Source organism: Streptomyces sp. MB09-01 (assembly GCF_033794505.1).
Lineage (GTDB): Bacteria > Actinomycetota > Actinomycetes > Streptomycetales > Streptomycetaceae > Streptomyces.
On sequence record NZ_JARAYQ010000004.1, the window covers coordinates 1 to 22,826 of the forward strand.

Below are 22,826 nucleotides of genomic sequence, written 5' to 3' on the forward strand. Positions count from 1 at the left end.
CGCTAGCCGGAGGCCGGTAGCGATACTCAGAGCCGTGGCTCGCTGCACCCCGCCACCCTCACCGTCCGCGCCTGGCGGAAGGAACCAGGATGCCGCAGCGAGCCACGGCTCTGAGTATCGCTACCGGCCTCCGGCTAGCGGCTGAGCGACTTGAGCGCCGCCGGGTCGTACGGCTGCAGCTCGTCGAAGCGGTTGCCGAGGACCTTCGCCGCCCACTGGGGGTCCTGGAGCAGCGCCCGGCCGACGGCGACCATGTCGAACTCGTCGCGTTCCATGCGGTCCAGGAGGTTGTCGATGTCGCCGAGCGCCGCGCCCTCGCCGGCGAAGGCGCGGATGAAGTCGCCGTCGAGGCCGACCGAGCCGACGGTGATGGCCGGCCGGCCGGTGAGCTTCTTCGTCCAGCCGGCCAGGTTCAGGTCCGAGCCCTCGAACTCCGGGAGCCAGTAACGCCGGGTGGAGGCGTGGAACGCGTCGACGCCCGCCGCCGCCAGCGGGGCCAGGATCGCCTCCAGCTCCTCCGGGGTCTGCGCGAGCCGTGCGTCGTAGGCCTCCTGCTTCCACTGCGAGTAGCGGAAGATCACCGGGAAGTCGGCGGGGACGCGCTCGCGGACCGCGGCCACGATCTCCGCGGCGAACTTCGTACGGGCCACCGCGTCACCGCCGTAGGCGTCGGTGCGGCGGTTGGTCCGCTCCCACAGGAACTGGTCGAGCAGGTAGCCGTGGGCGCCGTGCAGTTCGACGCCGTCGAAGCCGATCCGCTCGGCCTCCGCGGCGGCGTCCGCGAACGCGCCGATGACGTCGTCGAGGTCGGCGCGGGTCATCGCCTTGCCGGTCCCCTCGGTGCCGTCGACGCGGATGCCGGAGGGGCCGACGGCGGGGGCGTCGGCATACGGCGCCTCGCCCTGCTTGCGCACCATGCCTATGTGCCACAGCTGAGGCACGATCGTGCCGCCCGCCTCGTGCACGGCCGCGGCGACCTTCGCCCACCCCGCCAGCTGGTCCTCGCCGTGGAACCGCGGCACCCGGTCGCTCTGCCCGGCGGAGTCGTGGCCGACGTAGGTGCCCTCGGTGACGATCAGGCCCACACCCGCGGCGGCCCGGCTGGCGTAGTACGCCTGCACGTCCTCGCCGGGCACGCCGCCGGGGGAGAACATCCGCGTCATCGGCGCCATCGCGATGCGGTTGGGAACGGTCAGGCCGTTCAGCTTGACGGGCCGGGACAGGATCTCGGCCGCGCGGGAGGCGGTGGACGAGGTGACGGTCATGCGGGTCCTCCGGGTTGAGGCTGTGGCTCGTCAGGGTGACAACGAGAAGTGCATACTACACATGCTATGTATCATGCATATTGCGGTGTCCGGCCGAGGCGCGGTGCCACCCGCAGGCCGAGCCGCGCAGGGGGCCGCCGGGCCCCCGGGTCCACAGGTCCGCGATAATGGAGCCGCCGGAAGGAGCGGGAGGCGCAGTGCTGGAGAAACTGGAGCGGGAGCTGATGCTGCTCTCGCGGCACCAGGTGCTTGCCCGGCGCGAGCGCGACCCCGAACGCCTGGAGCGGTCGGCGTACCTGTTGCTCAGCCGGATCGACACACAAGGCCCCATGTCCATCGGACAGTTGGCGGAGGCCTTCGGGCTCGACACCTCGACCGTGAACCGCCAGACGGCCGCGCTGCTGCGCTGCGGACTGGCCGAGCGCGTCGCGGACCCGGACGGCGGCATGGCCCGCAAGCTGTGCATCACCGTTGAAGGCGGGCGCCGGCTCGCCGAAGACCGTGAGGTCAACCGGTCCTGCCTGGCCAGGGTGGTCGCCAACTGGTCCCCTGAGGAAGTACGGGAGCTGGAGGACGTCCTGATCCGGCTCAACCGCAGCGCCGAGGCCCTCGAGGGACGGTACTGGCCGCGCACGGAGGAGGACGACACCCTCGCCGCATGCCACCCGCCGGTCCCGCACGAATCCGCGACGCCTGACCCTGCCCCTGCCCCTGCCCCGGCCCCGCAGGCACCCCCGCCTCCCGCCCCGTAAGAGCGTCCGAAGTCCTCTACCGGGACGGCCTCCTGCACACCGAGTGGGCCGCCGGCGATCCGCAGTCATCTGCACGCGGGCAGGAGGCAGCACGAGACCCCCGCACGCCCTGCGTGCGGGGGTCTCGTGCCTGCGGCACGGGTCAGGCCTCGGCTCCCACAGCCCTGCGGACCTCCTACGCGGCTTCTACGCGGCTTCTACGCGCCGCTGAGCCTCGATGATCTCCGCCTCGGTAGCTTCGGCCTGCTCCAGGACCGCGGCAGGGTTCTCCTCGACCAGCTGCTCAACGTCGGCTACCGGCCGCCGATGACGGTGTTGCTGGTGATCGTGCCGTCCGCGCCGGAGACGGTGACCGCGTGACGGACGCCGTCCGGTCCGAGGACCACGGCCAGCCAGGCGCTGCCGCCGCCCTCCTGCGCGATCACGCGCAGGCTCTCGACCTTCCCGCCCGTCACGGCCGCGACGGCTTTGTCGGCCGCCTCGCCGATGGCCAGGGAGGGCAGGGGCGCCGGGGCAGCCTTGTGCAGCCCTCCCTTTCCACCGGGAACACCGGGAACACCGGGGGCGTCCGGCGCGTCGGGGCCGGCGAGCTCCGCGCGCCGCTCGGAAACCTCCGGACCGCCGCGGCCGCCCTTGAACACGTGTGGCGGCACGCCCTCCGGGCCGCGCTTGAACCCGCCCTTCTCGCCGGGCTCGGCCCGGACGACGCGCGGGCCCCGGTCCCCGTGGTGGTCATGGTCGGCCACGGCGGCCACCGCGACTCCCCCGCCGACGACCACCACGGCCGCGCCCGCCGCCACCCAGCGGGCGGTCTTGGTGCGCGGCACCAGGCGGCCCAGAGCCGCTCGCTTGCGGACTCCGGCCTCCGGCGCGTTCTCGGGCTGCTCGGACGACGGGACAGAATCAGACATACAGGCGCTCCTCAGGACAACCGGGCACCGCGCCCGGCTCGTTCCCGAGCATGCTGAGCGGATGCTGAAGCCCCGCTGAAGCCACCTGAAGACCTCTTCAGCCAGGAGCGGGCGGGGCCTGAGATCCTGTCCGGCATGCGCGTACTGGTGGTGGAGGACGAACGACGGCTGGCCGTGGCCCTGCAGCGGGGGCTCCAGTCGGAGGGGTTCTCGGTGGACGTGGCCCACGACGGGCCCCAGGGCCTGTGGATGGCCACCGAGCACGACTACGACCTGATCGTGCTCGACATCATGCTGCCCGGGCTGAACGGCTACCGGGTCTGCTCGAAGCTGCGCGCCGCCGGCAACGAGTCGGGGATCCTGATGCTCACGGCGAAGGACGGGGAGTACGACGAGGCGGAGGCCCTGGACACCGGCGCCGACGACTTCCTGTCCAAGCCGTTCTCCTACCTCGTCCTGGTCGCCCGGCTGCGCGCGCTCGGCCGGCGTACGGGCCGCAGGCGCCCGCAGGTGATGCGCTTCGGCGACCTGGTGCTCGACCCGGCCCGGCACTCCTGTTCCCGTGGCGGCACGGAGATCCGGCTGACCGCACGGGAGTTCGCGGTGCTGGAGTACCTCGCCCGGCGTTCCGGGGAGGTGGTGCCCAAGCGGGACATACTGGAACAGGTGTGGGACAGCGCCTTCGACGGCGATCCCAACGTCGTCGAGGTCCACGTCAGCGCCGTACGCCGCAAGATCGACGCTCCGTTCGGCCGCGCCGCGCTGGAGACCGTACGGGGCGCCGGGTACCGGCTGGCGGTCGACGGTGGCTGAGCGACCCGGCGCGCGCCCGCTTCCCCTCCTCCGCCGCCGGGTGGGCGCCGCCCTGCGCGCGCTCGCGGGCGCGGCCCTGAGCCGGTGGCCCGCGCTGCGGAGGCTGTGGCCCACCACCGTACGGGCCCGGGCCACCGTGGGGGCCAGCGTGGTGGTGGCCGCGGCGCTGTCACTCGCCTCGTTCGCCCTCCTCGGGCTGCTCGAAGGCAATCTGATGCGCAACGCGGAGAACGACGCCCGGCGGCAGGCCGAGACGGTGGCCCAGCTCGCCGCCACCGGGAAGCTGGGGCGCCTGCGCGCGCCCGCCCGCGGCGTCGAGTTCGTCCAGGTGGTGAGCGCCGACGGGCGGGTGCTGTTCGCCAGCCCGAACCTGCTGGACGTGCCTCCGTTGCCGCCGGCCTCCCCCGGCCTGCCGGGGCCCCGCGTCCACACGTGGAAGGTCCGACCGTTCGGCGGCGAACACCGTCAGCGGGTCGTCCAGGTCATCACGGACACCCCCGACGGTCCGGCCACCGTCTACGCCGGCGCCTCGCTGCGGGACGCGGACGCGGCCGACGACACCACGACCGCCGCCCTCGTCATCGGCATGCCCCTGCTGCTGGCCACCGTCGCCCTGGTGACGTGGCGGGTCACCGGTCATGCGCTGAGGCCGGTGGAGGAGATCCGCGCCGAGGTCGCCGCGATCTCCGACCGCGACCTGCACCGCAGGGTGCTGGTCCCGGCCACCCGGGACGAGGTCGCCCGCCTGGCGGAGACGATGAACGCCACCCTGGACCGGCTGGAGGCCTCCGGCATCCGCCAACGGCAGTTCATCGCGGACGCCTCGCACGAACTGCGCAGTCCCATCACCGTCCTGCGCACGCAGCTGGAGGTGGCCCTGGCCGTCCGGGACCCGGAGCTGTGGCCCGAGCTGATCGGCGGAGCCCTGGAGGACATCGAACGGCTCCAGCACCTCGCGGCCGATCTGCTGCTGCTCGCGCGCATCGACGCGGCCCAGCCCGTGGCGGCCGTCCCGCTGGACCTGACCGCCCTCGTGCGCGAGGTGGTGGAGGGCCGCCTCGGCGATCGGGTCCCCGTACGGGCGGACCTCGAAGCGGACGTCGAGGTCACCGCGAGCGCACTGTGGCTCGGCCGGGTCGTCACCAACCTCGTCGACAACGCACAGCGCTACGCCGACCGGAGCATCGACGTCACCCTGCGCACCACCGCACGCGGCGCGGTACTGGAGGTCGTCGACGACGGCCCCGGCATCCCCGTTGCGGACCGGGAGCGGATCTTCGAGCGCTTCGCCCGGCTCGACGACTCGCGCAGCCGCGACCACGGCGGAGCGGGTCTGGGCCTGGCGATCGCGCGCGATCTGAGCACCCATCACGGCGGCACGCTGACGGCCGAGGACTCCGCGCGGGGCGCGCGGCTGGTGCTGCGGCTGCCGGTGACGCGTCAGCTCTGACGGATCCGTTCCAGCGCCTCGGACAGGGCCCGGCGTACTTGCTCGTCCTCCAGGACGCGGCTCCACGAGAAGACTCCCGTGGTGCGCCGCTCGACGGCGAGCATCTCGGCGAGCACGGTTTCGGCCGCCGCGGCCGGAGCGCCGATAGCCCCCAGATGGCGTGTGGCCGTGAGCGTCGGGAAGGCCGGATGGCAGGCCCGGGCCGGTTCGACGGCGCTCAGCAGTGCGGGCACGGCCTCGGCGCTGTCCCCGGTGATCCGCCACCAGGCGTGGGCAGCCCCCGCTCGGGTCCAGGCGCCGGGGGAATCCAGCAGGACCCGTACCGCGTCGACGTACGGGGCCGCGGCGGGCCCGAGGTCGGCGAGGTGGGCGAGGACGGGCCGGCCGGCTCCGGCCCGGACGGCGGCGCCGCAGACGGCGAGGGCGATCGCGTCGTCCCCGGTGACGCGCCAGTGCGCCCAGGCGGCCGTCTGCCGGCCGTGCCAGGGGGCCGCGCCCCGGCTGGTTCCCGGTCCCTGCGGGCGGCGGCGGCCGAGGGCGAAGTCGGCGAGCAGGTCGGCGGCGGGCGCGGCGGCCGGTCCGATCCGGCCGAGCGCCCGCACCGCGTCCCGGGCGAGCGGGGTGTCCAGATGGGCGATCAGCTCGGGTGTCGCCGGAGCGGCTTCGGCGCCCCAGAGGGTGAGGACGTCGATGGCGGTCTGGCGGTAGCCCGCCCCCTGTTTGCCGCGCAGTGCGCTGCGGAGCGCCGGGACCAGGGTCGCCGGGGGAAGCTCGGCCAGGGTCGGTGCGTGCCGGCGGTCCAGCGGGGACGGGAGGGATTCACGCTCGAACGCTGAGCTCAGCCGGGGTGCGGCGCGCCGGTCTCCGAGTCCGGCCAGGGCCAGCAGGACTCGGTACTCGTCCCCGCCTTCGGCACCGGACGGTGGACGGGCGACGAAGGCGGCGAACCGGTCGGCGTGCGCGGCGACGGCGTGACCCGCTTCGGAGACCGCCTCGCCGGCCGCCCAGCGAATGTTTTCGTCCGGATCCGTGGCCGCCACCGCGAGCCTGTCCCAGTGCTCCTGGGGAGGGTTCCGGAAGAGGGTCACCATGTGGGCGGCCGCCCGCGCCTCCTCCTCGCGCCGCCGGCGTTCGCCTCTGCTCCACCACACGTCCGTGCCCCTCCCTTCCCCGCGCACGCCGCGCCGGGCTCCGCGGGCCATTTTCAGCCATCGGGTGCGTGGAGCGTCGCCGCGAGCGGGGTGATCTCAGCCCGTGAACAACTGCCGGCAAGCCGAGGGTCAGGAAGGCTCCGTACCCGACTCCCATGACCAGGAACGTCTTCGAAATGCCGGTGCTGTCCGTCCCGAAGGTGTCCAGCAGGTACGCCGACCAGGGCGCGGCGATCAGTGCGCCACCATCGAAGCCCATGATGGCGATGCCCGTGGCCATGCCGACGAGGGTGCCGCCGAAGGCCGCCGACAGTCCGAGCGTGACGATCGCCAGTGGGAACGGCACGGCGGACGCGGTGCCGGAGACTCCGGGGGAGGTCTCCAGGGGCGGCTTGAAGACGCTCCAGACGTACGCCTGGCCGATGGCGAGATGGATGGACAGAGCGGCGGGCGGAACGAGCCGGCGGCTCCGGCCCCGGGGTGCCGGGGTACGCGTTCCGGCGAGCATGCCGCGGACCGTACCGCAGCCCGGGCCAACGGCGTTGGCGGGGGCGGAAAATGCGGTGCCCCGGCCCGGGCCGCGATCTAGACTCGCCGTGCGCGCTGCCGACAGGGCACCGCGCGCCTCATACCGAGTGAAGAGAAGGGGAGCCCGGCCATGTGCACGCACCGCACCGCCGTTTTCGCTCCCCCGTCCCGGTACGACGTGATCCCGGTGTCTCGCAGCGCGCGGTGCCGGCTGCGCGGCCGTCACCGTATGCCCGTGACGCACTTCTAGATCCCTTCACGTTCCGTCCGCTTCCAGCGTTCCGCTTCTCGTACGCCGCCGCCTGCCCGGGCCTCTTCCGGGCGCGGGGCGGCGACGACGCCGTGGCCGTGTGCGGGGGGATGGGGATCGCGTCCGGGAATCGCGCCGCCCCTTTCTCTCCTCACTCGAAAGGCCTGGGCCATGCGCGCCAACGGGCGACCCCTCACCACCACTTCCCCCTCCGCCGTCCGCAATCTGGGCATCCTCGCCCACGTCGACGCCGGCAAGACCACGATCACCGAGCGCATCCTGTTCGCGACCGGTGCCACCCACAAGCGGGGCGAGGTCCACGCCGGAACGACCGTCACCGACTACGACCCCCAGGAGCGCGACCGCGGCATCACCATCTTCGCCGCGGCCGTGAGCTGCACCTGGGACGGACATCGGATCAACTTGATCGACACTCCGGGGCACGTCGACTTCTCCGACGAGGTCGAGCGTTCCCTGCGGGTGCTCGACGGGGCGGTCGCGGTGTTCGACGCCGTCGCCGGGGTCGAACCGCAGAGCGAGTCGGTGTGGCGGCAGGCCGACCGGCACGGTGTGCCGCGGATCGCGTTCGTCAACAAGCTGGACCGGGCCGGCGCCGACCTCGACACGGCGGTCGCGTCGATCCGCCAACGGCTGGGCGCCGTACCTCTCGTGGTGCAGCTGCCCATCGGCCGGGAGGACGCGTTCACCGGTGTCGTCGACCTGCTGGGGATGCGCGCGCTGCACTGGCACGCCGGCTCCGACGCGTACGAGTCGGGGCCGGTCCCCGAGCCGCTGCGCGAGGAGGCGGACCGGCGGCGCCGGCTCCTGGAGGAAACGGTGGCGGAGCTGCACGCCGACGCGCTGGAGGAGTTCTGTGCCACGTCGGCGCTGACCGAGCGGACGCTGGCCCGCGCCCTGCGGGAGCTGACCCTGCACGGGGACGGCGTGGTCGTGCTGTGCGGCTCGGCGTACCGCAACCGCGGGGTCGAGCCGCTGCTGGACGCGGTCCTCGCGTACCTGCCCTCGCCCGCGGACATGCCGCCCGTACGGGGGATGGCGGACGGCGCGGAGCAGGAGCGCGCGCCCGATCCGGCGGGGCCGTTCACGGCCCTCGCCTTCAAGGTGACGGCGACCGCGACGGGTCGGCTGACCTGTCTGCGGGTGTACGCCGGCACCTTGCGCAAGGGCGCGACCGTGCTGGACGCGGCCACGGGCCGTACGGAGCGGGTCGGCCGGATCCTGCGGGTCCAGGCGGACCGGCACGAGGAACGGGAGGAGGCGGTCGCCGGTGACATCGTCGCCGTGATCGGGTTGAAGGCCGCCCGGGCGGGCACGACCCTGTGCGCGCCGGGTGCTCCGCTGATCCTCGAACCGCCCTCGGTGGCAGCTCCGGTGGTGTCGGTCGCGGTCGAGGCCCGTCGCAGCACCGACACCGGGCGGCTTTCGGCGGCCTTGGCGCGGCTCGCCGAGGAGGACCCCTCGCTGGTGGTGCGGTCCGACGCGGAGACCGGGCAGACCGTGCTGTCGGGGATGGGTGAACTGCACCTGGAGGTTGCGGTGGAGAAGATCCGCAGCGGCCACGGGGTGGAGGTCGTCGTCGGCCGGCCGCAGGTCTCCTACCGGGAGACCGTCGTGCGCGGAGTGACGGGCCTGGTCTACCGGCACGTCAAACAGGACGGTGGCGCGGGCCAGTTCGCACACGTCGTCCTCGATGTCGAGCCGTTGGAGGAGGAGGCCTTCGAATTCCGGTCGGCCGTCGTCGGCGGGCGCGTGCCGCAGGAGTACGCGCGCGCCGTGGAGGCCGGCTGCCGGGACGCCCTCGCCGAGGGCCCGCTCGGCGGCCATCCGGTGACGGGGCTGCGGGTCACGCTCACCGACGGGGCGACCCACTCCAAGGACTCCTCGGAGATGGCGTTCCGGGCGGCGGGCAGGTTCGCGCTGCGCGAGGCGCTGCGCCTGAGCACGGTGGAACTGCTGGAGCCGGTCGTCGAGGTGACGGTGACCGTTCCCGAGGAGGGGGTGGGGGGCGTGCTGGGTGACCTGGCGGCCCGCCGCGGCCGGGTCTCGGGCTCCACCGCGCAGTCCGGGACCGCGGTGATCACGGCGTCCGTGCCGCTGGCCGAGCTCTTCGGCTACGCGTCGCGGCTGCGCGGCCGCACCCAGGGCCGGGGCACCTTCACCACCCGGCCGGCCGGTCTCGCGCCGGTACCGGCCTCGGTCGCCGCAGCCCTGCCGGCCCGCTGACCGCGCGGCGCGCCGCGCCGTTGCGGGCCGGCCCGTACCGGCCGTCCGGGCCTGCCCCGCCCGCGTTCTGCGGGGGCGGGGCGGGCCGGTGCGGTCGCGCTAGTCTGCGGGGACCCCTCGGGTCCCCGCAGACAGACAAGGTGAACATGTTCGAGCCGGTGCAGGACAATCCCTATCCCGACAGCCACGTCCTGGGCGAGGGCCCGGAGCCGCACCCGCAGCTGCGGCCCGTGCTGCCCCTGCTGGGACGCTGGCACGGCCGGGGCCAGGGCGAATACCCGACGCTGGAGAAGGACTTCCGTTACGAGCAGGAGATCACCTTCAGCCACGACGGCCGCCCTTTCCTGCGCTACGAGGCGCGCGCGTGGCTGATCGACGACTCCGGGGCCCCGGTCCGGCCGGCGGGACGTGAGGCGGGCTGGTGGCGGGTGACGCCCGACGCCTCCCTGGAGGTCGTGCTCGCGCACCCCACCGGCATCGTCGAGACGTACGTCGGACGGCTGTCCGGTGCGGAGATCGAGATCGAGACCAAGGACGTGTCGCTGACCCCGCTGGCCAAGGAGGTCACGGGCACGCGGCGCCGCTACACCGTCGACGGCGGGGAGATGACGGTCGTTCACGACATGGCGGCGGTGGGCCAGCCCCTGCAGCACCACCTCACGACGCACCTGCGCCGGCGCCCCCCGTCGTAGGCCCGCCGGCCGGTCGCCGCGGTGGAGATCACCCGGGTGCCCGGCACGGGCTGCGGGTCCTCCCGTCGGCGCCGTCGCATAGTCGTGGGAGGCCCCGTGACGGCGGCGCCGCACCGGAGGGAGTGAGGGTGGTGGAGGTCGGACGACGCACCGCGCTGGCGGCGCTGCTGGCCGCAGGGTTCGTACCCTGCTCCGGCGCCGCGGTGGCGCAGCCCACCGCGCGGGCCGCGGGCGAACCGACGGCGGACACACCGGCCGCGGGCGAACCGACCGCCGGTGCTCCACCCGCCGGTCCGCGCCCGCCGGCCTCGCTCCTCGGCAGTGAGATCCGCCGGCTGCCCATCTCGCGCAAGGTCGTGGCGCTCACCTTCAACGCCGCGTGGGACGAGGCCGGTCTCGATGCCGTACTGGCCGAACTGCGGCGGCGGAAGCTGCCCGCCACCTTCTTCCCGACGGGGGAGTTCGCCGAGGCCCACCCCGCGGCGGTCCGCGCCATGGGCGCCGCGCACGGCCTCGGCAACCACTCGTACAGCCACCCCTACTTCGACGAGATCGGTACGGCGGAGCGCGCCGAGGAGGTGCGCCGCGCGGACGCGGCGATCCGGGCGGCGTCCGGGGCCGAGCCGCTGCCGTTCTTCCGTTTCCCCTACAGCTCCACCACCCGGCAGTCCGTCGCCGACGTCAACGACCTGGGATACGCGGCGATCGAGTTCACCGCCGACACCAACGGCTACCTCGGCCCGAAGGGTGGCATGACCGTGGACGAGGCGGTCGAGCGGGCCGTCGACGCCCTCACTCCCGGAGCGATCATCCAGATGCACGTCGGCAGCACCGGCGACGGCGTCGTCCTCGACGCCGACGCCCTCCCGCGGATCATCGATGCGGCCCGGGCCGACGGCTACGAGGTCATCGACCTGCGCGAGTTCCTGAGCCCGCCGGCTTCTCCCGCTGCCGCGGGGGCCCGGTAGGGGTCGGGCCGGCCGGCTCCCGGAGCCCGTCCACCGCCCTCGCCAGCCGGAAGCCCGCGATCTGGCAGGTCACGAAGGAGACGAGGACCAGGACCACGAAGAACCGGTCGTTGATGAGTTCTGCCTGGCGGGTGACGCCCGCCAGGACGATGCCGATCGTGCCGCGGGCGTTGAGGGCGACGGCGAGGGACGAGGCGAACACCCGCTCCTCCCCCGCCAGGCGGGCCGCCGCCCAGATGCTGGCCGTCTTGACGCCGCAAGCGAGCGTCAGGAACCACAGGAAGAACAACGGGTCGAAGGCGCGCACCAGGTCCAGGCGCATACCGACCAGGACGAAGAAGACCGGAATGAAGAAGGCCATCGAGAACTGGCGGATGGCGGCCCAGACCGCCGTTTCCCGCCCGGCGCCCGGGGAGGTGTCGTCCTCGGCCGCGTGATCGCCGCGGGCGGCGCAGATGCCCGCCATCAGCGCACCGAACACGGCGTTGATGCCGAGCCCCAGGCACAGCAGCACCATGGCGCACAAGAAGATCAGCCGGAAGGCCACCGGGCTCTGCCGGGCGACGATGTTCGCGCGGTGGCCGGCCAGCCGGCGGAAGAGCCGGGCTCCCCAGGTCAGGCTCGCGGCGAAGAAGAGCAGGCTGACGACCGTGAAGTAGACGGCCGTCGGCAGGGCCGTGGTGGTGCCGGCCAGGTCCCACAGGCCCACCGGGTGGCCGGTGCCCGAACGGGCGAGGCCGAGGACCACGGCGAGGACCACGTAGAGGATGACGTCCTCGATCACGGCGACCATCAGGACGATCCTGCCGAAGGCGGTGTCCATGATCTTCAGGTCCATCATGATCCGGGAGATGACCGGAATGGCCGCGACCGCCATCGCGAGCCCCACGACGAGGGCGGTCGTCACGGTGGTGCCCGCCGGTCCCGCGAAGGAGGAGGGGACCAGTGCCGCGATGCCCGCGCCCGCTGCGAAGGGCACCACGAGACCGGCGGCCGCCACGATCGCCCCGGTGCGGCGTTCCCGGCCGCCCGCCCGGATGCGCAGCTCCGCGCCGGCCAGGAACATCAGGAGCAGCTGGCCGAGCTGGTAGATGGCGTCCAGGGCGCTGGTCACCGCCCCGGAGGCGGGGAACAGCGCGGCTCTGGCCGCGGGGGCGACGAGCCCGAGGAGCGAGGGGCCCAGCAGGATGCCTCCGACGACCTCCCCGATGACCGGCGGCTGGCGCAGGGCTCCGAAGAGGAAGCCGCATCCGTGTGCGGCTGCGCAGATCACGGCGAGGGCCGCCAGCAGCCGGATGGTGTCGATCGCTGTCATGCCGGATCACTTCCACTCGTTCCGCGGGGTGGACGTCGTTCTGCTCGGTGACACGTCGGTGCGGGGTGGAGCTGTTCGGCCGACGCGCTCGACGAGGGTGCGGAGCGGGCCGGTTCGGCGCGGTCCCATTGAATCGCCTCCGCCGTCCCGGAGTCGACGTGAGCCCGGTGCGGTTCGGGCCCGCGGGCCCGCGTACTGTCTCCCTGTTCGAACCCGGGGAGGGACATTCATGCAGGTCGGAACCAGACGCGGCTTCCTGGTCGCGGCCGCCGCCATCACGGCGTCGGCGTCCGTCGGCGCCTGCCGCAAGCGCGGCGCGAACGACGATCCGCTCGACGTGTCGGCGAGCGCGAACCTGCCCGTGGCCAGGGAGTCGGTGGCCGCCGACGGCACCACGATCGTGCTCGGTGACCCGGGCGCTCCCCTGGCGGTCCGGGTGTACGAGGACATGAGCTGCCCGGCCTGCGCCGAGTTCGAGACGGAGGGCACCGGCCCGTACCTGAAGCGGGCGGCCCGCAACGACGCACTGCAACTGCAGTTCACCCTGGGGTCCTTCCTCGGCCCGGGGTCGAAGTTCGCCGCGAACGCGCTGCGCGCCGCCGTGGACCGGAACAAGTTCGCCGAGTACCACCACGTGCTCTACAGCCACCAGGCCCACGTACGGAAGTCCGGGGGTTTCACGAGGGACCGGCTGCTGGCGCTGGCCGTCCTGGTCGAAGGGCTGCGCGGCCCGGAGTTCGACGCGGCCGTGCAGGAGACGAAGTACCGGGAGTTCGTCGAGGCCTCGGACGAGGCTCTCGGCGACTCACCCGCCGAGAGCACCCCGACCATGGAGATCAACGGGGCCCTGGTGAAGGCGGGCAGTCGTGCGCTCTACACCGACCGCAGCCGTCTCTACCAGCACCTCAAGACACCCGGACGTGGTCGCCGGGACGTTGACACCCGAGCAGATGTACGCGTCCCTGCCGGCCGCAATCCGTGCCGACTTCTCACTTCTTGACCTGCGGGATTTCCTCGGCGTCTGCCAGCGCTCGGGCGTCGCCGACCTGGCGGACGACGGTACCGTCCTGTTGCGTCCCGCCGATCGGGCGCGGTTCCGCGTCTCCTTCGTCTGACGCGGACACCTGGCATCGTAGGACTGACAACCGACGCCTGATCGGCGAGGTGACCCGGGCGGTGTGCCGAGTGGGCTCGCTGCGCTGCCTCTGGCACGTGTTCGTTGTCGTCTGCGGCCGGTGCCACGCACGGCCCCAGGCATGGACGAGGCCTGACCCTCACAGATCACTGGGGACCGCCGACCGAAGTCGGCGGCCCCTAGAACATGCTCGGACTCCCCACCCTCTCCACTTCATCCCAAACCGGAACAAGTGAGGAAGAGAAGCCGCTCTGGCCGCTTTCAAGGCTCTGGCCGGAGCTCCGTGAAGCGCGTGGGTACCAGCTCAGCGAGGGCGACGGCGGCGGTGATACGCGAACGTCAGGGCCAGCAGCAGGGGACCCCACAGGGTGAACAGACCGCTCACCGTCATCGCCAGCACGTCCCAACCTTCGGCGTACGGGAAGCCGTCAGCACCGCCGAGGCGGAAGGCCCCGAACACCCAATGGACCATCAGGGCGGTGAAGAAGAGGCCACCGACTGTCGCGGGGAGGATCGCTGCGAAGGGGGGTATGCGTCTGCCGCCGATCTTGGGGATCCAGGCGGGCACAACCTCTCCCCACCGGCGGACCAAGCCGAAGCTGAGCAGTGCGAATGCCTCGGACAGGACGCTGAGTCCGACGACGTAGGGAATGTTCCAGGGTGAGGGTGGCAGGACCTCTCCGCCCATGCCGTAGCCGAAGGCGATAGGCAGACGCCATAGGCAGACAGGCAGTGCGACCAAAGGCATCGCATGGGCTGTAGCGGCTGCCCACCGGGGAACCGGCCGTTCCGTCGCCGCCGTATTCATGTGCGCCGTGTGGGTTGTCATGCCCTCACTGTGTCTGGGCAGCCCCGGACCTGGATCAACTCTGCGAACGATCCATCTCCCCCTGAAGGCCGAGGTGTGTGCGGTCCAGAAGTTTGACTCCGTCGCTGCGATCACCCACGTCATGGCAGGTTTCACGGAACTGCGGCCAGAGCCGCTTTCTCGTAGTTACCGAGTCCACCTTCGGCGATGTCTTCCTGCAGCTACAGATTGAGCTGTCGGCCGGCGGCGACGGAGACGCCGGAGAGGCGGCGCTCGATCGTGTTGGGTGCGGTGAGCCTGCCGGCCGGGTCGCGGCCGCCGCGACGGCTGGTGCCAGCACTACTCGACGAACGCCACCAGGGTGCCGGAGCGGCCGGCGGCAGGCCGGCCTCGGCGCAAAACCTGAGCCACGCGTTCCAGTCGGCGGCGTACGACGTCCGGGGCTTTCCCGGGCGGGCGTCCTCGACGTGTCGGGTCGCCTCTCGGTCCAGCCGGTCCTCGGGCGCTGCGTCGAACCGTCCGGGCGGAGAACGAGGAGGACGAGGACGTGGGCGATGCCCTTGCCCTATTCGGCAGCAGCTGGCTCGGGCTGGCCCCGAGGCGACCGACAGCAGCAGGTCCGGACGCGATCGCTGCGGAAGTCGCCGCCACCCTCGGCTCACCCCTGGCCTCCGCAGCCCGCTCTGCAGACCTTCCAGCAGCAATCGGCTAGATGATTGATTCCAAGGCCTTAATGGTCGTAGGCGGTCAGTGATCGGATGACTGGTCCACCGGTCTTGTGGTTGTGCCATATCGCGGCGGTCAGGGCGAGGAGTCGTTGCAGGACCCGGACGGTGACCCCGGCCGGAGTGCGGCCGCCGTGCCGTTCGAGGTCGAGTTGTCCCTTGAGGGTCTGGTTTACCGACTCGATCAGCTGGCGCAGCGGTTTGAACAGCTCGGCTCCGGCCCGCTCGGGTTCACCCTTGCGGGCCGGCCGCAGCAGCCGGACGCCCAGGTCGGCGAGGTCCCTCTCGAAGGCACGGCCGTAGTAGTTCCTGTCCGCCAGCAGTGTCGGTGGTGGCCGGTTGGCGAGCAGGCCCGGTTCGATGTGGAAGATGTCCAGCAGTACTTCGCGTTCGACGGCTTTGGCTCCGGTCAGCGCGAAGGCAATGGGCAGGCCGTGCAGGGTGCAGACCAGGTGCAGGCGCAGCCCCCAGAAGAACCGTGAGTGGCTGGCGCAGTAGCCGTACTCGGCCCATCCGGCCAGGCCGGAGCGGTTCGCGGTCTCCCGGGAGCGTCCGCACTCCACCGGTGTGGAGTCCACGATCCACACGTCATCGGTCCCCAGGGCGGTGTCGGCGGCCAGCTCCCGCAGGACCTGCCTGACCAGGCCCGACGCCCGTCGCAGGCGTTTGTTCCAGCCCGGCTGCTGGGGCAGGTACGGGAAGAGATGCCGCAGGCGAGCGTGGGCGTGGCGCAGCCAGCGGGCCTCGGAGACGAAGCCCAGCAGGGCCTGCATCACCGCGAGGGTGACCAGTTCCGCGTCACTGAGCTTCGGCTCCAGGCCCACCCGCGGCCGCCACGGAGCAAGATGCGGCGAAGCCTTCAAAAGGTCATCGACCCGCACGTACAGTGCAGTTGCGAGGGTGTCTATCTCGGTCGTCACAAACTGAGAGTGGGCACCCTCGCGTCCGTGCAGCTACCCCTTGGAATCAATCATCTAGACGGGGGCCGATCACCCACGAGAACGACGTGGCTCGCATGTGCGCCGCTCTTCCGATCACGGGAGGACCGCTTCCGGACGATCCGCATACCCGCTCAGGTGCCGTCGGTCCCGGTCCGCAACCGCGGCGATCGGGCCGGCGGCACGGAGCACCACATCGAGGACGCGGTCCGGTTCAGCGGTGTAACAGTGGGTGAACCACGCCATGTTGGCCTCGACCACCGCCCAGTCGCCGTCGGCGAGCTGACCGATGTCCAGGCACACCGCGCTGGGCAGGCCGGCGGCCGTGGCGTCGAGGACCGTGCGGGCGAAGGCACGGCTCTCGGCGTCCAGCGGCGCCGGATCGAGGCGTCCGTGTACGGCGTAGCGACTGCCGGTGACGGCTTCGCCGTCAAGGACGAACAGCCGGTACTCCGCGGCGAACTCCACCACACCGCTCACCAGAACCGGCGTGGAGACGTCGAGCCCGCCGGGCAGAGTGGTCCCGTCCTCGTGGACGGCGGCGGGCAGCAGGTCGATCTTGGCCGAGGGCGGCTTCACGAAAACCCGCTCCCGCAGCTCCCGGGCCTGGCCGAGGGTGGTGAGCCGCACGCACCGACGCACGAGGGGGTGCGGTAGGTGCGTCAGCCAGTCGTCGGCCGGTTCGAGCAGCCCCAGGCCCAGCGGGCCGGCATGGCGTGCGGCCGCCCGGGGACCTCCGTACCAGTGCACCTTGCGGCCTTCGACACCTGCCGCCCGGTCGGTCACGTCGTAGCCGCGCCAGGCCGCCGCCCGCGCGATGAGTTCGGCGGTCGAGGTGCGGGCAGCGGACAGGAGGAGGACAGACGGGGTACGGGCTTCCATTCCCGTGAGCCTAACGAACCCGCTGTCGACCGAACGAGCGCCCGAATACTCCAGCCCCGCGGGGTGACGGGCCTCGTCGGCGGTCTTTCACCGGAATCAGTCAGGAGCTCCGCGCCTGAGACCTGGGTTGACCGCATTCATCCCGTCACCCTGCAAGGTGATTCGTCGAACCGCGCACCGCCGTCACCAGGGAGGCACATGGCGCGGCGGGGCAGCACCCCCCGCCCCCCGAGCCGCTCGGAAGCCTGGGATGTGCCGCGCCAGCTGGGCGAACACCGGCCGGTGATCCGGTATTCAAATCATCTGTCCGTAAATCGACCGCCCGTTGGCGACCCTCCTTCGGACATGCCAGGCTCGTCTTCAGGGAGCGTCAGATCGCAGGCACTGAACCGCAATCACCCTTGACTCGAAGGTGAAACTTGTCATGCGTCACCACATCATCGCAGTATCCGCCCTCAGTCTCCTCTGTCTTGCAGGCACCACGGGTCTCGCGGAGGCTCAACCCGCCGGTGTGCACAGCCCGTCCGCGATGGTCTTCACCGTTACCCAGGGCCCCGGCGCACCCACGGACACCGTCATGCGCGCGTCCACCCTCAGCTGCGCCTACACCGCCGAGGGCACCCACCCCGCCCCGAGGGCCGCGTGCGACGCCCTCAACGCCACCGACGGCGAACTCAACCGCCTGCTGGCAACACCGAATACATCGCGGACATGCCCCATGTACTTCGACCCCGTTACGGTCACCGCGGACGGCGTACTGCACGGCAGGCGCGTCGCCTGGAAACACACCTTCTCCAACGCGTGCATGATGTCCGCGACCCTGAACGGGAACCCGGTGTACGCGTTCTGACTTTGTACGGCCGACCGTTCGAGCTGACGGACGGCCCGGGAGCCAACAGGCACCCGGGCAGTCCTCCGCAGTACAGACCGGAGGAACCTACGCCTGAGCGAGCCCGCACCTCTTCCCCGGTACGGAAACGGCAGCCGCCCTCGTCTGTCCTGGCGGACAGACGAGGGCGGCTGTACCTGTCCGGCGATGGAGCACCGGTGACGGACGGGCGGACGGACGGTGTGTGCGTCACCGGCCGGGTGGACGCGGCCGGGGGCTCAGCGTGCCGCGGCCGCGCAGGGCTGGATCGCGACGAATTCGGTGTAGTGGTCGCGGTAGGTCTCGGTGAACGTCAGCGGCGGGCACAGCTGTGCCCGGCGGCGCATGTCGGCGGCATCCTCGGGCAGGATGTAGCGGGCCTTCTGGTAGTCGCGGACCTCGGCGGCGAATGCCTTGGCGTAGGCCTCGTGGGAGCTGAAGCCGAGTTGCTGTACGGTGCGCACGTTGTCGTAGCTGCCGACAAAGCCGGAGATGTAGCGCGCCTCGCCGAGTTCGACAAACGGCAGCCGAGGCACCCGTCGGCCGGTGCGGTCCTCGGTGATCGCGTTGCCGATGGCGTCGCGGACGACGGTGCCGTTCTGAGTACGCAGCTGCGTGCTCGTCGGCGGCGGAGATCCCTTGCGGACCCAGTCGTGCCCCTGCAGGAAATGCGCGCGCAGCGCGGGTACGAAGGAGGCCGGTGTCGTCTGCCTCACCGGGAACGGCAGGTCCAGCGGCGCGTCCAGCGGATCCGGAATGTGCGGACTGCCCGCGACGACGTAGAAGCGGTAGCGGTTCAGGGCGACGCCTCGGTCGGTCAGGTTCGTGGAGTCGTCAGCTTCCGAGTTCACGATAACGATCTTGCCGTCGAAGCGGCCGGCGACCAGGTCGGCCTGCGGGTCGAAGCCCTCCGTGGTGATCGGCACGGCCAGGTCGAACACGCCCGCAGCGGCGCCGGCATGGACCAGGCGGAGGATGGGGTACGAGCTGTCGGAGAAGCCAGTGACGTACTTCCGGGACACTTTTCCGACCATCGAGCGGCCACCCGAGGAGAGCGCCTTGGCGAAGTCGGTGATGATCTCGTCGTCTACCCTCGCTCCGTCCTCCTCGATTCCTCCCTCGATGAACGTGCCGGGGACGGACGGATCGAGGATGCGGTTACCGAGGGTGCTCCAGCCGACGCCGGCGTGTACGAATCCACGGCGGAACAGGAAGTCCTTGCCGAGGTAGACGTTGAGCGCGCCGAGGCCCACCACGAAGTGCGGCGGCTCCACGAGCACGGTGCCGTTGGAGCGGTTCGGTTCGGCCGGAGCGCTGATTCGGTAGGGCACCCGGAACCGGCCGGTGGACGTCCGGCCTTCGAATACACCGTCGTACTGGACGTAGCGGATGCCGCCGTACGACCCGAGGGGCGTGGTCGTCGGACGGCTGAGCCGATCCTCGGTCCCGTTCTGCGGGGGGTCGGCGGCGTCGTGGGGGACAGCGACCGACTGGGGGTGACGGGGAACGGCCTGGGCGCCTGTTGCCGGCAGGGCAGGCATGAGTGCCGCCAGCAGCAGTGCCGACAGCCCGAGCCGCCTCCGGCGGAAGCGCCCCGGCTGCGGGAGGGGGTGGGAAGGACCGGCCGGCTGGTCGGGTTGTGACCGCCACGGAAGCGTGACTGGGCCGTTGTATCGGAACCACTGCCAGAACATCGGGTGCTCCTCCTTCTACGCCGGGGAACACTCATCCGGTGCTCTGGCGCTGGAGCCAGCCGACCACTCCCCGTCCGGTTCGGCCTACCGGCCTCGCCCAACGGAGCGATCCGCCTCCCCCGTCTGGGCGTCCCGCGGACGCGGTCGCCGGCCCATCTGCTGGCCTTCCTAGCTCCGGTCACGGCCGAGGAGCGGGACGCGGGTGCCAGCCCTGGCCCGCCGGACCGTCAGGAAGTCCACCGGGCCCGCCGAGGGTGACGAGCCCCACCACGAACTGGTCGTCACCGGCAACTTCCTGATCGGCTGGCTCTCCGCTTCTGGCCGGAGGGATCCGGCGCAGCCTGGCAGTACCTGTGTCTGAGCCATCCATGACAAGTGGTGTGGTTTGGATGGGGAACGAGGCCTGTCGGAGATCGTTATGCGTCCGGTCTGGGCGTCCGATCGGGTTGGCGAGGCCGGCTTACCCGGTGTGGCTGACACCACCTGGCGGGACTCCGCCTACATTCGCAGCGGATCAAGGAGGCTGTGATGGCGGATCATCCGAACATCGAGGTGTTCAAGCGGGCCATGAATGCCTTTGCAACAGGCGACATGGACGCCCTCGCGAAGGTGTTCCACCCCGATGTGGTGTGGCACATGAGCGGCCACAACCAACTGTCGGGAACATACCGTGGCCGCGATGCCACGTTCGCTCTGTTCCAGCGCGAATTCCAGCTGACAGACGGCACCTACCGCCCCCAACTCCAAGACGTGCTCGCCAACGACGAGCACACGGTTGCCCTGCTCCACGCCACGGCCTCACGCGAGGGCAAAGAGCTCGACATGGACTACGTGATCGTCTTCCGCATCCGGGATGGCCAGATCACCGAAGCACGGGGGCTGTGGTCCGACCAGAAGGCGTACGACGGGTTCTGGTCGTAACGACGAAGCTGTTTTCGTGCCGAAGGTCATATGCGGGTTCAGGCGGCTTGGGTGAGGTTCGCGGTGGAGACTGTGGGGGTCTTCTTCTGCTGGGTGATGCGGCGGGTCATGAGGGTGATGGCGGCCCAGGTGATGAGGGCTTCGGAGTGCTGTACGAGTCGTTCGTAGTCGCGTGCGTGGCGGCGGGCGTGCATGAGCCAGGCCAGGGTTCGTTCGACGACCCAGGCGGGGCAGGACGACGAATCCGGTGGCGTCCTTGGGCCGGCTGACCGTCTTGATGGTGAGGCGGAGGTACTTCTTCGACCAGTCAACGAGCTGCCCGGCGTAGGCGGAGTCGGCCAGACGATGGTGATCTCGGGGTGCATGAGGCGGAGGCGGAAGAGGACTTCCTTGGCGGCGTCGCGGTCGGTCCTATCGGCGGGGGGACCATGACCAGCAGCGGGAGGCCGCGGGTGTCGACCACGATGTGTCTTTTGCGGCCGTTGATTCTCTTTTTCGCGGCGTCGTAGCCGCGTGAGTCCTTGCCGACGGTCTCGGCGGCTTTCACGCTCTGGGAGTCGATGACGGTAGCGACCGCTCGGGGGCCTTTGCCCATGTCACGGCGGATGCGTCCGTGCAGGTGGTCGCGGATCTGCCCCGATCACGCCGGCGGCGGTCCATCTCGCCATGAAGCCCCAGACTGTGTGCCATGGCGGGTAGTCGGCGGGAGGGCTCGCCATTTGCAGCCAGTGTCGACGACGTAGCGGATTGCGTCGACGATCTCCCGTCTGGGGTGTTTTTCCGGGGCCCCGCCGGTCTCGGTTTCACAGGCCGGGACGGGCAGGAGGGGTTCGAGCAGGGCCCACTCTGCGTCGGTGGTGTCCGAGGGATAGCGGCGAGCTCGCATCAAGATGTCCTGTGACAGTTTGACGGGGGTGGTGGCCCGGCTTCGTCGGGCCACCACCCCCGTGCAGGTCAGGCGGTTGCGATGAGGTCGAGGGTGGATTCGATCGAGTTGAGCTGGGCGACGATGTGCTTGACCCACTTGTCGCCCGGGTGGGCGGCGGCGTGGGGCTGGACGGTGCCGGTGATGAACCGGCGGAAGGCGGTGAGTTTCTCGTTGATCACGGCCCGTTCGTAGGCTTCCAGGGCTGCTCGTTCGGCTCCGAGCTGGTAACCGTCGGCCCTGGTCCAAATGAGGGGCGGCCAGCCGTTCGCGCCGATGATGTCGCGCAGGCTGGCCAGCCCGGCCCGTACTTGGCTGGGTGAGAGCTCGCTGGCCGCGGTTAGCTGGTGGAAGAGAAGGCCCGCGGGCCTTGCCTCGAAGAGGATGAAGCGGAGTGTGTCGGCGTGCCGCTCTGCGGCCTGGCCCCGGCGCCGTGAGGCGCGGGGCATGGCTATTAGCCGGCCAGGAGACGGGCGAGTTCGCCGTCGACGTCGACCTTGCCGGTGTCGACCGCGGTCTCGATCCAGTCCAAAGTCGCCCTCACCCTCGACACGTTCTCGTGCACGATCGCCTTCTCGTCCTCGCCCAGCTGACGGTCCCGCAGGCCCGGGACAGTGCGGCCGGCGGACGCGACGAACGAGTGGCAGGCGGCGACAGGTCGATGAACTCCATGGTCCGCTCGATCCGGCGGACCGCCGGCGCGACCGGGCTGGTGCTCTCGAAGTGCTCGCGGGCCTGACGTCCCCGCTCGACCTGGGCATGATTGACCTGGTGGCGGGCGGTGTCATCGGACATGGCCTTGAATGCGACATCGGGCCTGCGCAGCAGGCCCGTGGTGACCTCGGCGGCCACCGCCTCGTCACGGGTGAGTTCTTCGACGGCCCGGACCCGGTCTTCCCGGCTGACCTGGGCGGCGACCGCCGGGCGCCGCAGAAGACCGGTGGTCACCGCCGCGGCCACCTTCTCGTCCCGGGTCAGCTCCTCCACCACCCGGACCTTGTCCTCGGCGCTGACCTGCGCTGCCACCGCGGGGCGGCGCAGGAGCTCGGTGGTCCCGCGACGACGTCATCGTTCCTGGCCAGCGCGTGAATCGCGGTGATCTTCTCCTCGGGCGAGACCGGACTCATCACGCTCTGGCCAACGCGTCGGGACGCGTCGTCCACCGACCAGTGGGACTTCCCCTCGGGCGGCGTCGCGATCGTCGCGAACCGCTGTTCTTCATCCTCGATCCGGGCCAGCACCCGGTGGACCCTGAAGGATTCTCCCGGCCTGCGGTGTTCGGCCGGCCACCGTGAGGCGGTCCACCTCGCGTTCTCGAGCGTCGACAGAGCCAGACCGATGTCCTCGGCGAGGCGGATCATGGAATTGCGGACCGTCGCTACCCTCTCGCCCCCGGAGCTGCCACCGTGCTCACGCAGGGGCTCGATCTCCAGGGCGCGGTCACCGATGACGAACATCTCCTGGGAGTGTCGTTCGACTACTTCGCGGAGCTCGGCGACGATCTGCTCGTATCGCCGCTGGCTGACGCTTCCGACCTCGTTGTGATCTGCGGGCATGTGTTTCACCACCCAGAGCGGGCCGGCCGCAGCTC

The 22,826-nt window shown here is 71.3% G+C and carries 19 protein-coding genes and 3 pseudogenes; 10 read left to right on the plus strand and 12 right to left on the minus strand.

Annotation, left to right across the window (positions count from 1 at the left end):
• Positions 1-134: 134 nt before the first annotated feature.
• Positions 135-1,265 carry an NADH:flavin oxidoreductase gene (locus tag PV721_RS01535; RefSeq protein WP_319720917.1) on the minus strand — a complete coding sequence of 377 codons (1,131 nt, stop codon included), beginning with the start codon at positions 1,263-1,265 and terminating at the stop codon, positions 135-137.
• Positions 1,266-1,432: 167 nt separating this feature from the next.
• Here PV721_RS01535 and PV721_RS01540 point away from each other — a divergent pair, with 167 nt between their 5' ends.
• A complete protein-coding gene (locus PV721_RS01540; protein WP_319720918.1) occupies positions 1,433-2,017 on the plus strand; it encodes a MarR family winged helix-turn-helix transcriptional regulator in 585 nt (194 codons plus the stop codon).
• Between the two features lie 293 nt (positions 2,018-2,310).
• On the opposite strand, the gene PV721_RS01545 is transcribed toward PV721_RS01540, so the two are convergent.
• The gene (locus PV721_RS01545; protein ID WP_319720919.1) at positions 2,311-2,928 is read right to left on the minus strand and encodes a hypothetical protein; all 618 of its coding nucleotides are present in this window, start codon (positions 2,926-2,928) and stop codon (positions 2,311-2,313) included.
• Between the two features lie 135 nt (positions 2,929-3,063).
• Here PV721_RS01545 and PV721_RS01550 point away from each other — a divergent pair, with 135 nt between their 5' ends.
• Positions 3,064-3,741, plus strand: a complete 678-nt coding sequence (locus PV721_RS01550; RefSeq protein WP_319720920.1) for a response regulator transcription factor — start codon at positions 3,064-3,066, stop codon at positions 3,739-3,741.
• 94 nt (positions 3,742-3,835) lie between these two features.
• Positions 3,836-5,191: a sensor histidine kinase gene (locus tag PV721_RS01555; protein WP_416371002.1), complete on the plus strand. Its 1,356-nt coding sequence runs from the start codon at positions 3,836-3,838 to the stop codon at positions 5,189-5,191.
• On the opposite strand, the gene PV721_RS01560 is transcribed toward PV721_RS01555, so the two are convergent.
• Together PV721_RS01560 and PV721_RS01565 are read right to left on the minus strand one after the other, a co-directional pair.
• Complete coding sequence (locus PV721_RS01560; protein ID WP_319720922.1) at positions 5,182-6,342, minus strand: hypothetical protein; 1,161 nt, start codon at positions 6,340-6,342, stop codon at positions 5,182-5,184. The genes PV721_RS01555 and PV721_RS01560 overlap by 10 nt on opposite strands.
• 118 nt (positions 6,343-6,460) lie before the next feature.
• Positions 6,461-6,850: pseudogene (locus PV721_RS01565) on the minus strand (MFS transporter); the annotation flags it as partial.
• A 441-nt stretch (positions 6,851-7,291) separates the two neighbouring features.
• Between PV721_RS01565 and fusA the strand changes: the two are divergent.
• The 3 genes from fusA to PV721_RS01580 all read left to right on the plus strand — a co-directional run bounded on the left by fusA (position 7,292) and on the right by PV721_RS01580 (position 11,024).
• Positions 7,292-9,364, plus strand: coding sequence for an elongation factor G (fusA, locus tag PV721_RS01570; protein WP_319720923.1), 2,073 nt, complete (start codon positions 7,292-7,294; stop codon positions 9,362-9,364).
• Between the two features lie 146 nt (positions 9,365-9,510).
• On the plus strand, positions 9,511-10,056 hold the full coding sequence (locus PV721_RS01575; RefSeq protein WP_319720924.1) for an FABP family protein: 546 nt from the start codon (positions 9,511-9,513) through the stop codon (positions 10,054-10,056).
• Positions 10,057-10,187: 131 nt separating this feature from the next.
• A complete protein-coding gene (locus tag PV721_RS01580) occupies positions 10,188-11,024 on the plus strand; it encodes a polysaccharide deacetylase family protein (RefSeq protein ID WP_319720925.1) in 837 nt (278 codons plus the stop codon).
• Here PV721_RS01580 and PV721_RS01585 read toward each other — a convergent pair.
• Positions 10,963-12,339, minus strand: a complete 1,377-nt coding sequence (locus tag PV721_RS01585) for a cation:proton antiporter (protein ID WP_319720926.1) — start codon at positions 12,337-12,339, stop codon at positions 10,963-10,965. The two genes, PV721_RS01580 and PV721_RS01585, sit on opposite strands and share 62 nt — an antisense overlap.
• Before the next feature lie 229 nt (positions 12,340-12,568).
• Here PV721_RS01585 and PV721_RS01590 point away from each other — a divergent pair, with 229 nt between their 5' ends.
• Positions 12,569-13,339 (plus strand): thioredoxin domain-containing protein, encoded by a 771-nt coding sequence (locus PV721_RS01590; RefSeq protein WP_319720927.1) that lies wholly within the window; start codon positions 12,569-12,571, stop codon positions 13,337-13,339.
• Between the two features lie 439 nt (positions 13,340-13,778).
• On the opposite strand, the gene PV721_RS01595 is transcribed toward PV721_RS01590, so the two are convergent.
• From PV721_RS01595 to PV721_RS01605, 3 genes are all read right to left on the minus strand, one after another.
• Entirely contained in the window at positions 13,779-14,303 is a 525-nt protein-coding gene (locus tag PV721_RS01595) for a hypothetical protein (RefSeq protein ID WP_319720928.1), read from the minus strand.
• 709 nt (positions 14,304-15,012) lie between these two features.
• Positions 15,013-15,927 carry an IS982 family transposase gene (locus PV721_RS01600; RefSeq protein ID WP_319720929.1) on the minus strand — a complete coding sequence of 305 codons (915 nt, stop codon included), beginning with the start codon at positions 15,925-15,927 and terminating at the stop codon, positions 15,013-15,015.
• Between the two features lie 114 nt (positions 15,928-16,041).
• Positions 16,042-16,827, minus strand: a complete 786-nt coding sequence (locus PV721_RS01605) for an ATP-grasp domain-containing protein (protein WP_319720930.1) — start codon at positions 16,825-16,827, stop codon at positions 16,042-16,044.
• Positions 16,828-17,338: 511 nt separating this feature from the next.
• On the opposite strand from PV721_RS01605, the gene PV721_RS01610 reads away from it, so the two are divergent.
• Positions 17,339-17,677 (plus strand): subtilase-type protease inhibitor, encoded by a 339-nt coding sequence (locus PV721_RS01610; RefSeq protein ID WP_319720931.1) that lies wholly within the window; start codon positions 17,339-17,341, stop codon positions 17,675-17,677.
• 257 nt (positions 17,678-17,934) lie between these two features.
• Here the strand turns inward: PV721_RS01610 and PV721_RS01615 are convergent, their stop codons facing one another.
• Positions 17,935-19,236 carry an alpha/beta hydrolase domain-containing protein gene (locus tag PV721_RS01615; RefSeq protein WP_319720932.1) on the minus strand — a complete coding sequence of 434 codons (1,302 nt, stop codon included), beginning with the start codon at positions 19,234-19,236 and terminating at the stop codon, positions 17,935-17,937.
• Positions 19,237-19,591: 355 nt separating this feature from the next.
• On the opposite strand from PV721_RS01615, the gene PV721_RS01620 reads away from it, so the two are divergent.
• Both PV721_RS01620 and PV721_RS01625 read left to right on the plus strand, forming a co-directional pair.
• A complete protein-coding gene (locus PV721_RS01620) occupies positions 19,592-19,750 on the plus strand; it encodes a hypothetical protein (RefSeq protein ID WP_319720933.1) in 159 nt (52 codons plus the stop codon).
• A gap of 167 nt (positions 19,751-19,917) precedes the next feature.
• Entirely contained in the window at positions 19,918-20,310 is a 393-nt protein-coding gene (locus PV721_RS01625; protein ID WP_319720934.1) for a nuclear transport factor 2 family protein, read from the plus strand.
• Positions 20,311-20,348: 38 nt separating this feature from the next.
• On the opposite strand, the pseudogene PV721_RS01630 reads toward PV721_RS01625, so the two are convergent.
• From PV721_RS01630 to PV721_RS43840, 3 genes and pseudogenes are all read right to left on the minus strand, one after another.
• A pseudogene (locus PV721_RS01630) lies at positions 20,349-21,196 on the minus strand (IS5 family transposase).
• Between the two features lie 68 nt (positions 21,197-21,264).
• Positions 21,265-21,684, minus strand: a complete 420-nt coding sequence (locus PV721_RS01635) for a RacP protein (protein ID WP_319720935.1) — start codon at positions 21,682-21,684, stop codon at positions 21,265-21,267.
• 5 nt (positions 21,685-21,689) lie between these two features.
• A pseudogene (locus PV721_RS43840) lies at positions 21,690-22,791 on the minus strand (DUF6192 family protein).
• Positions 22,792-22,826: the final 35 nt, after the last annotated feature.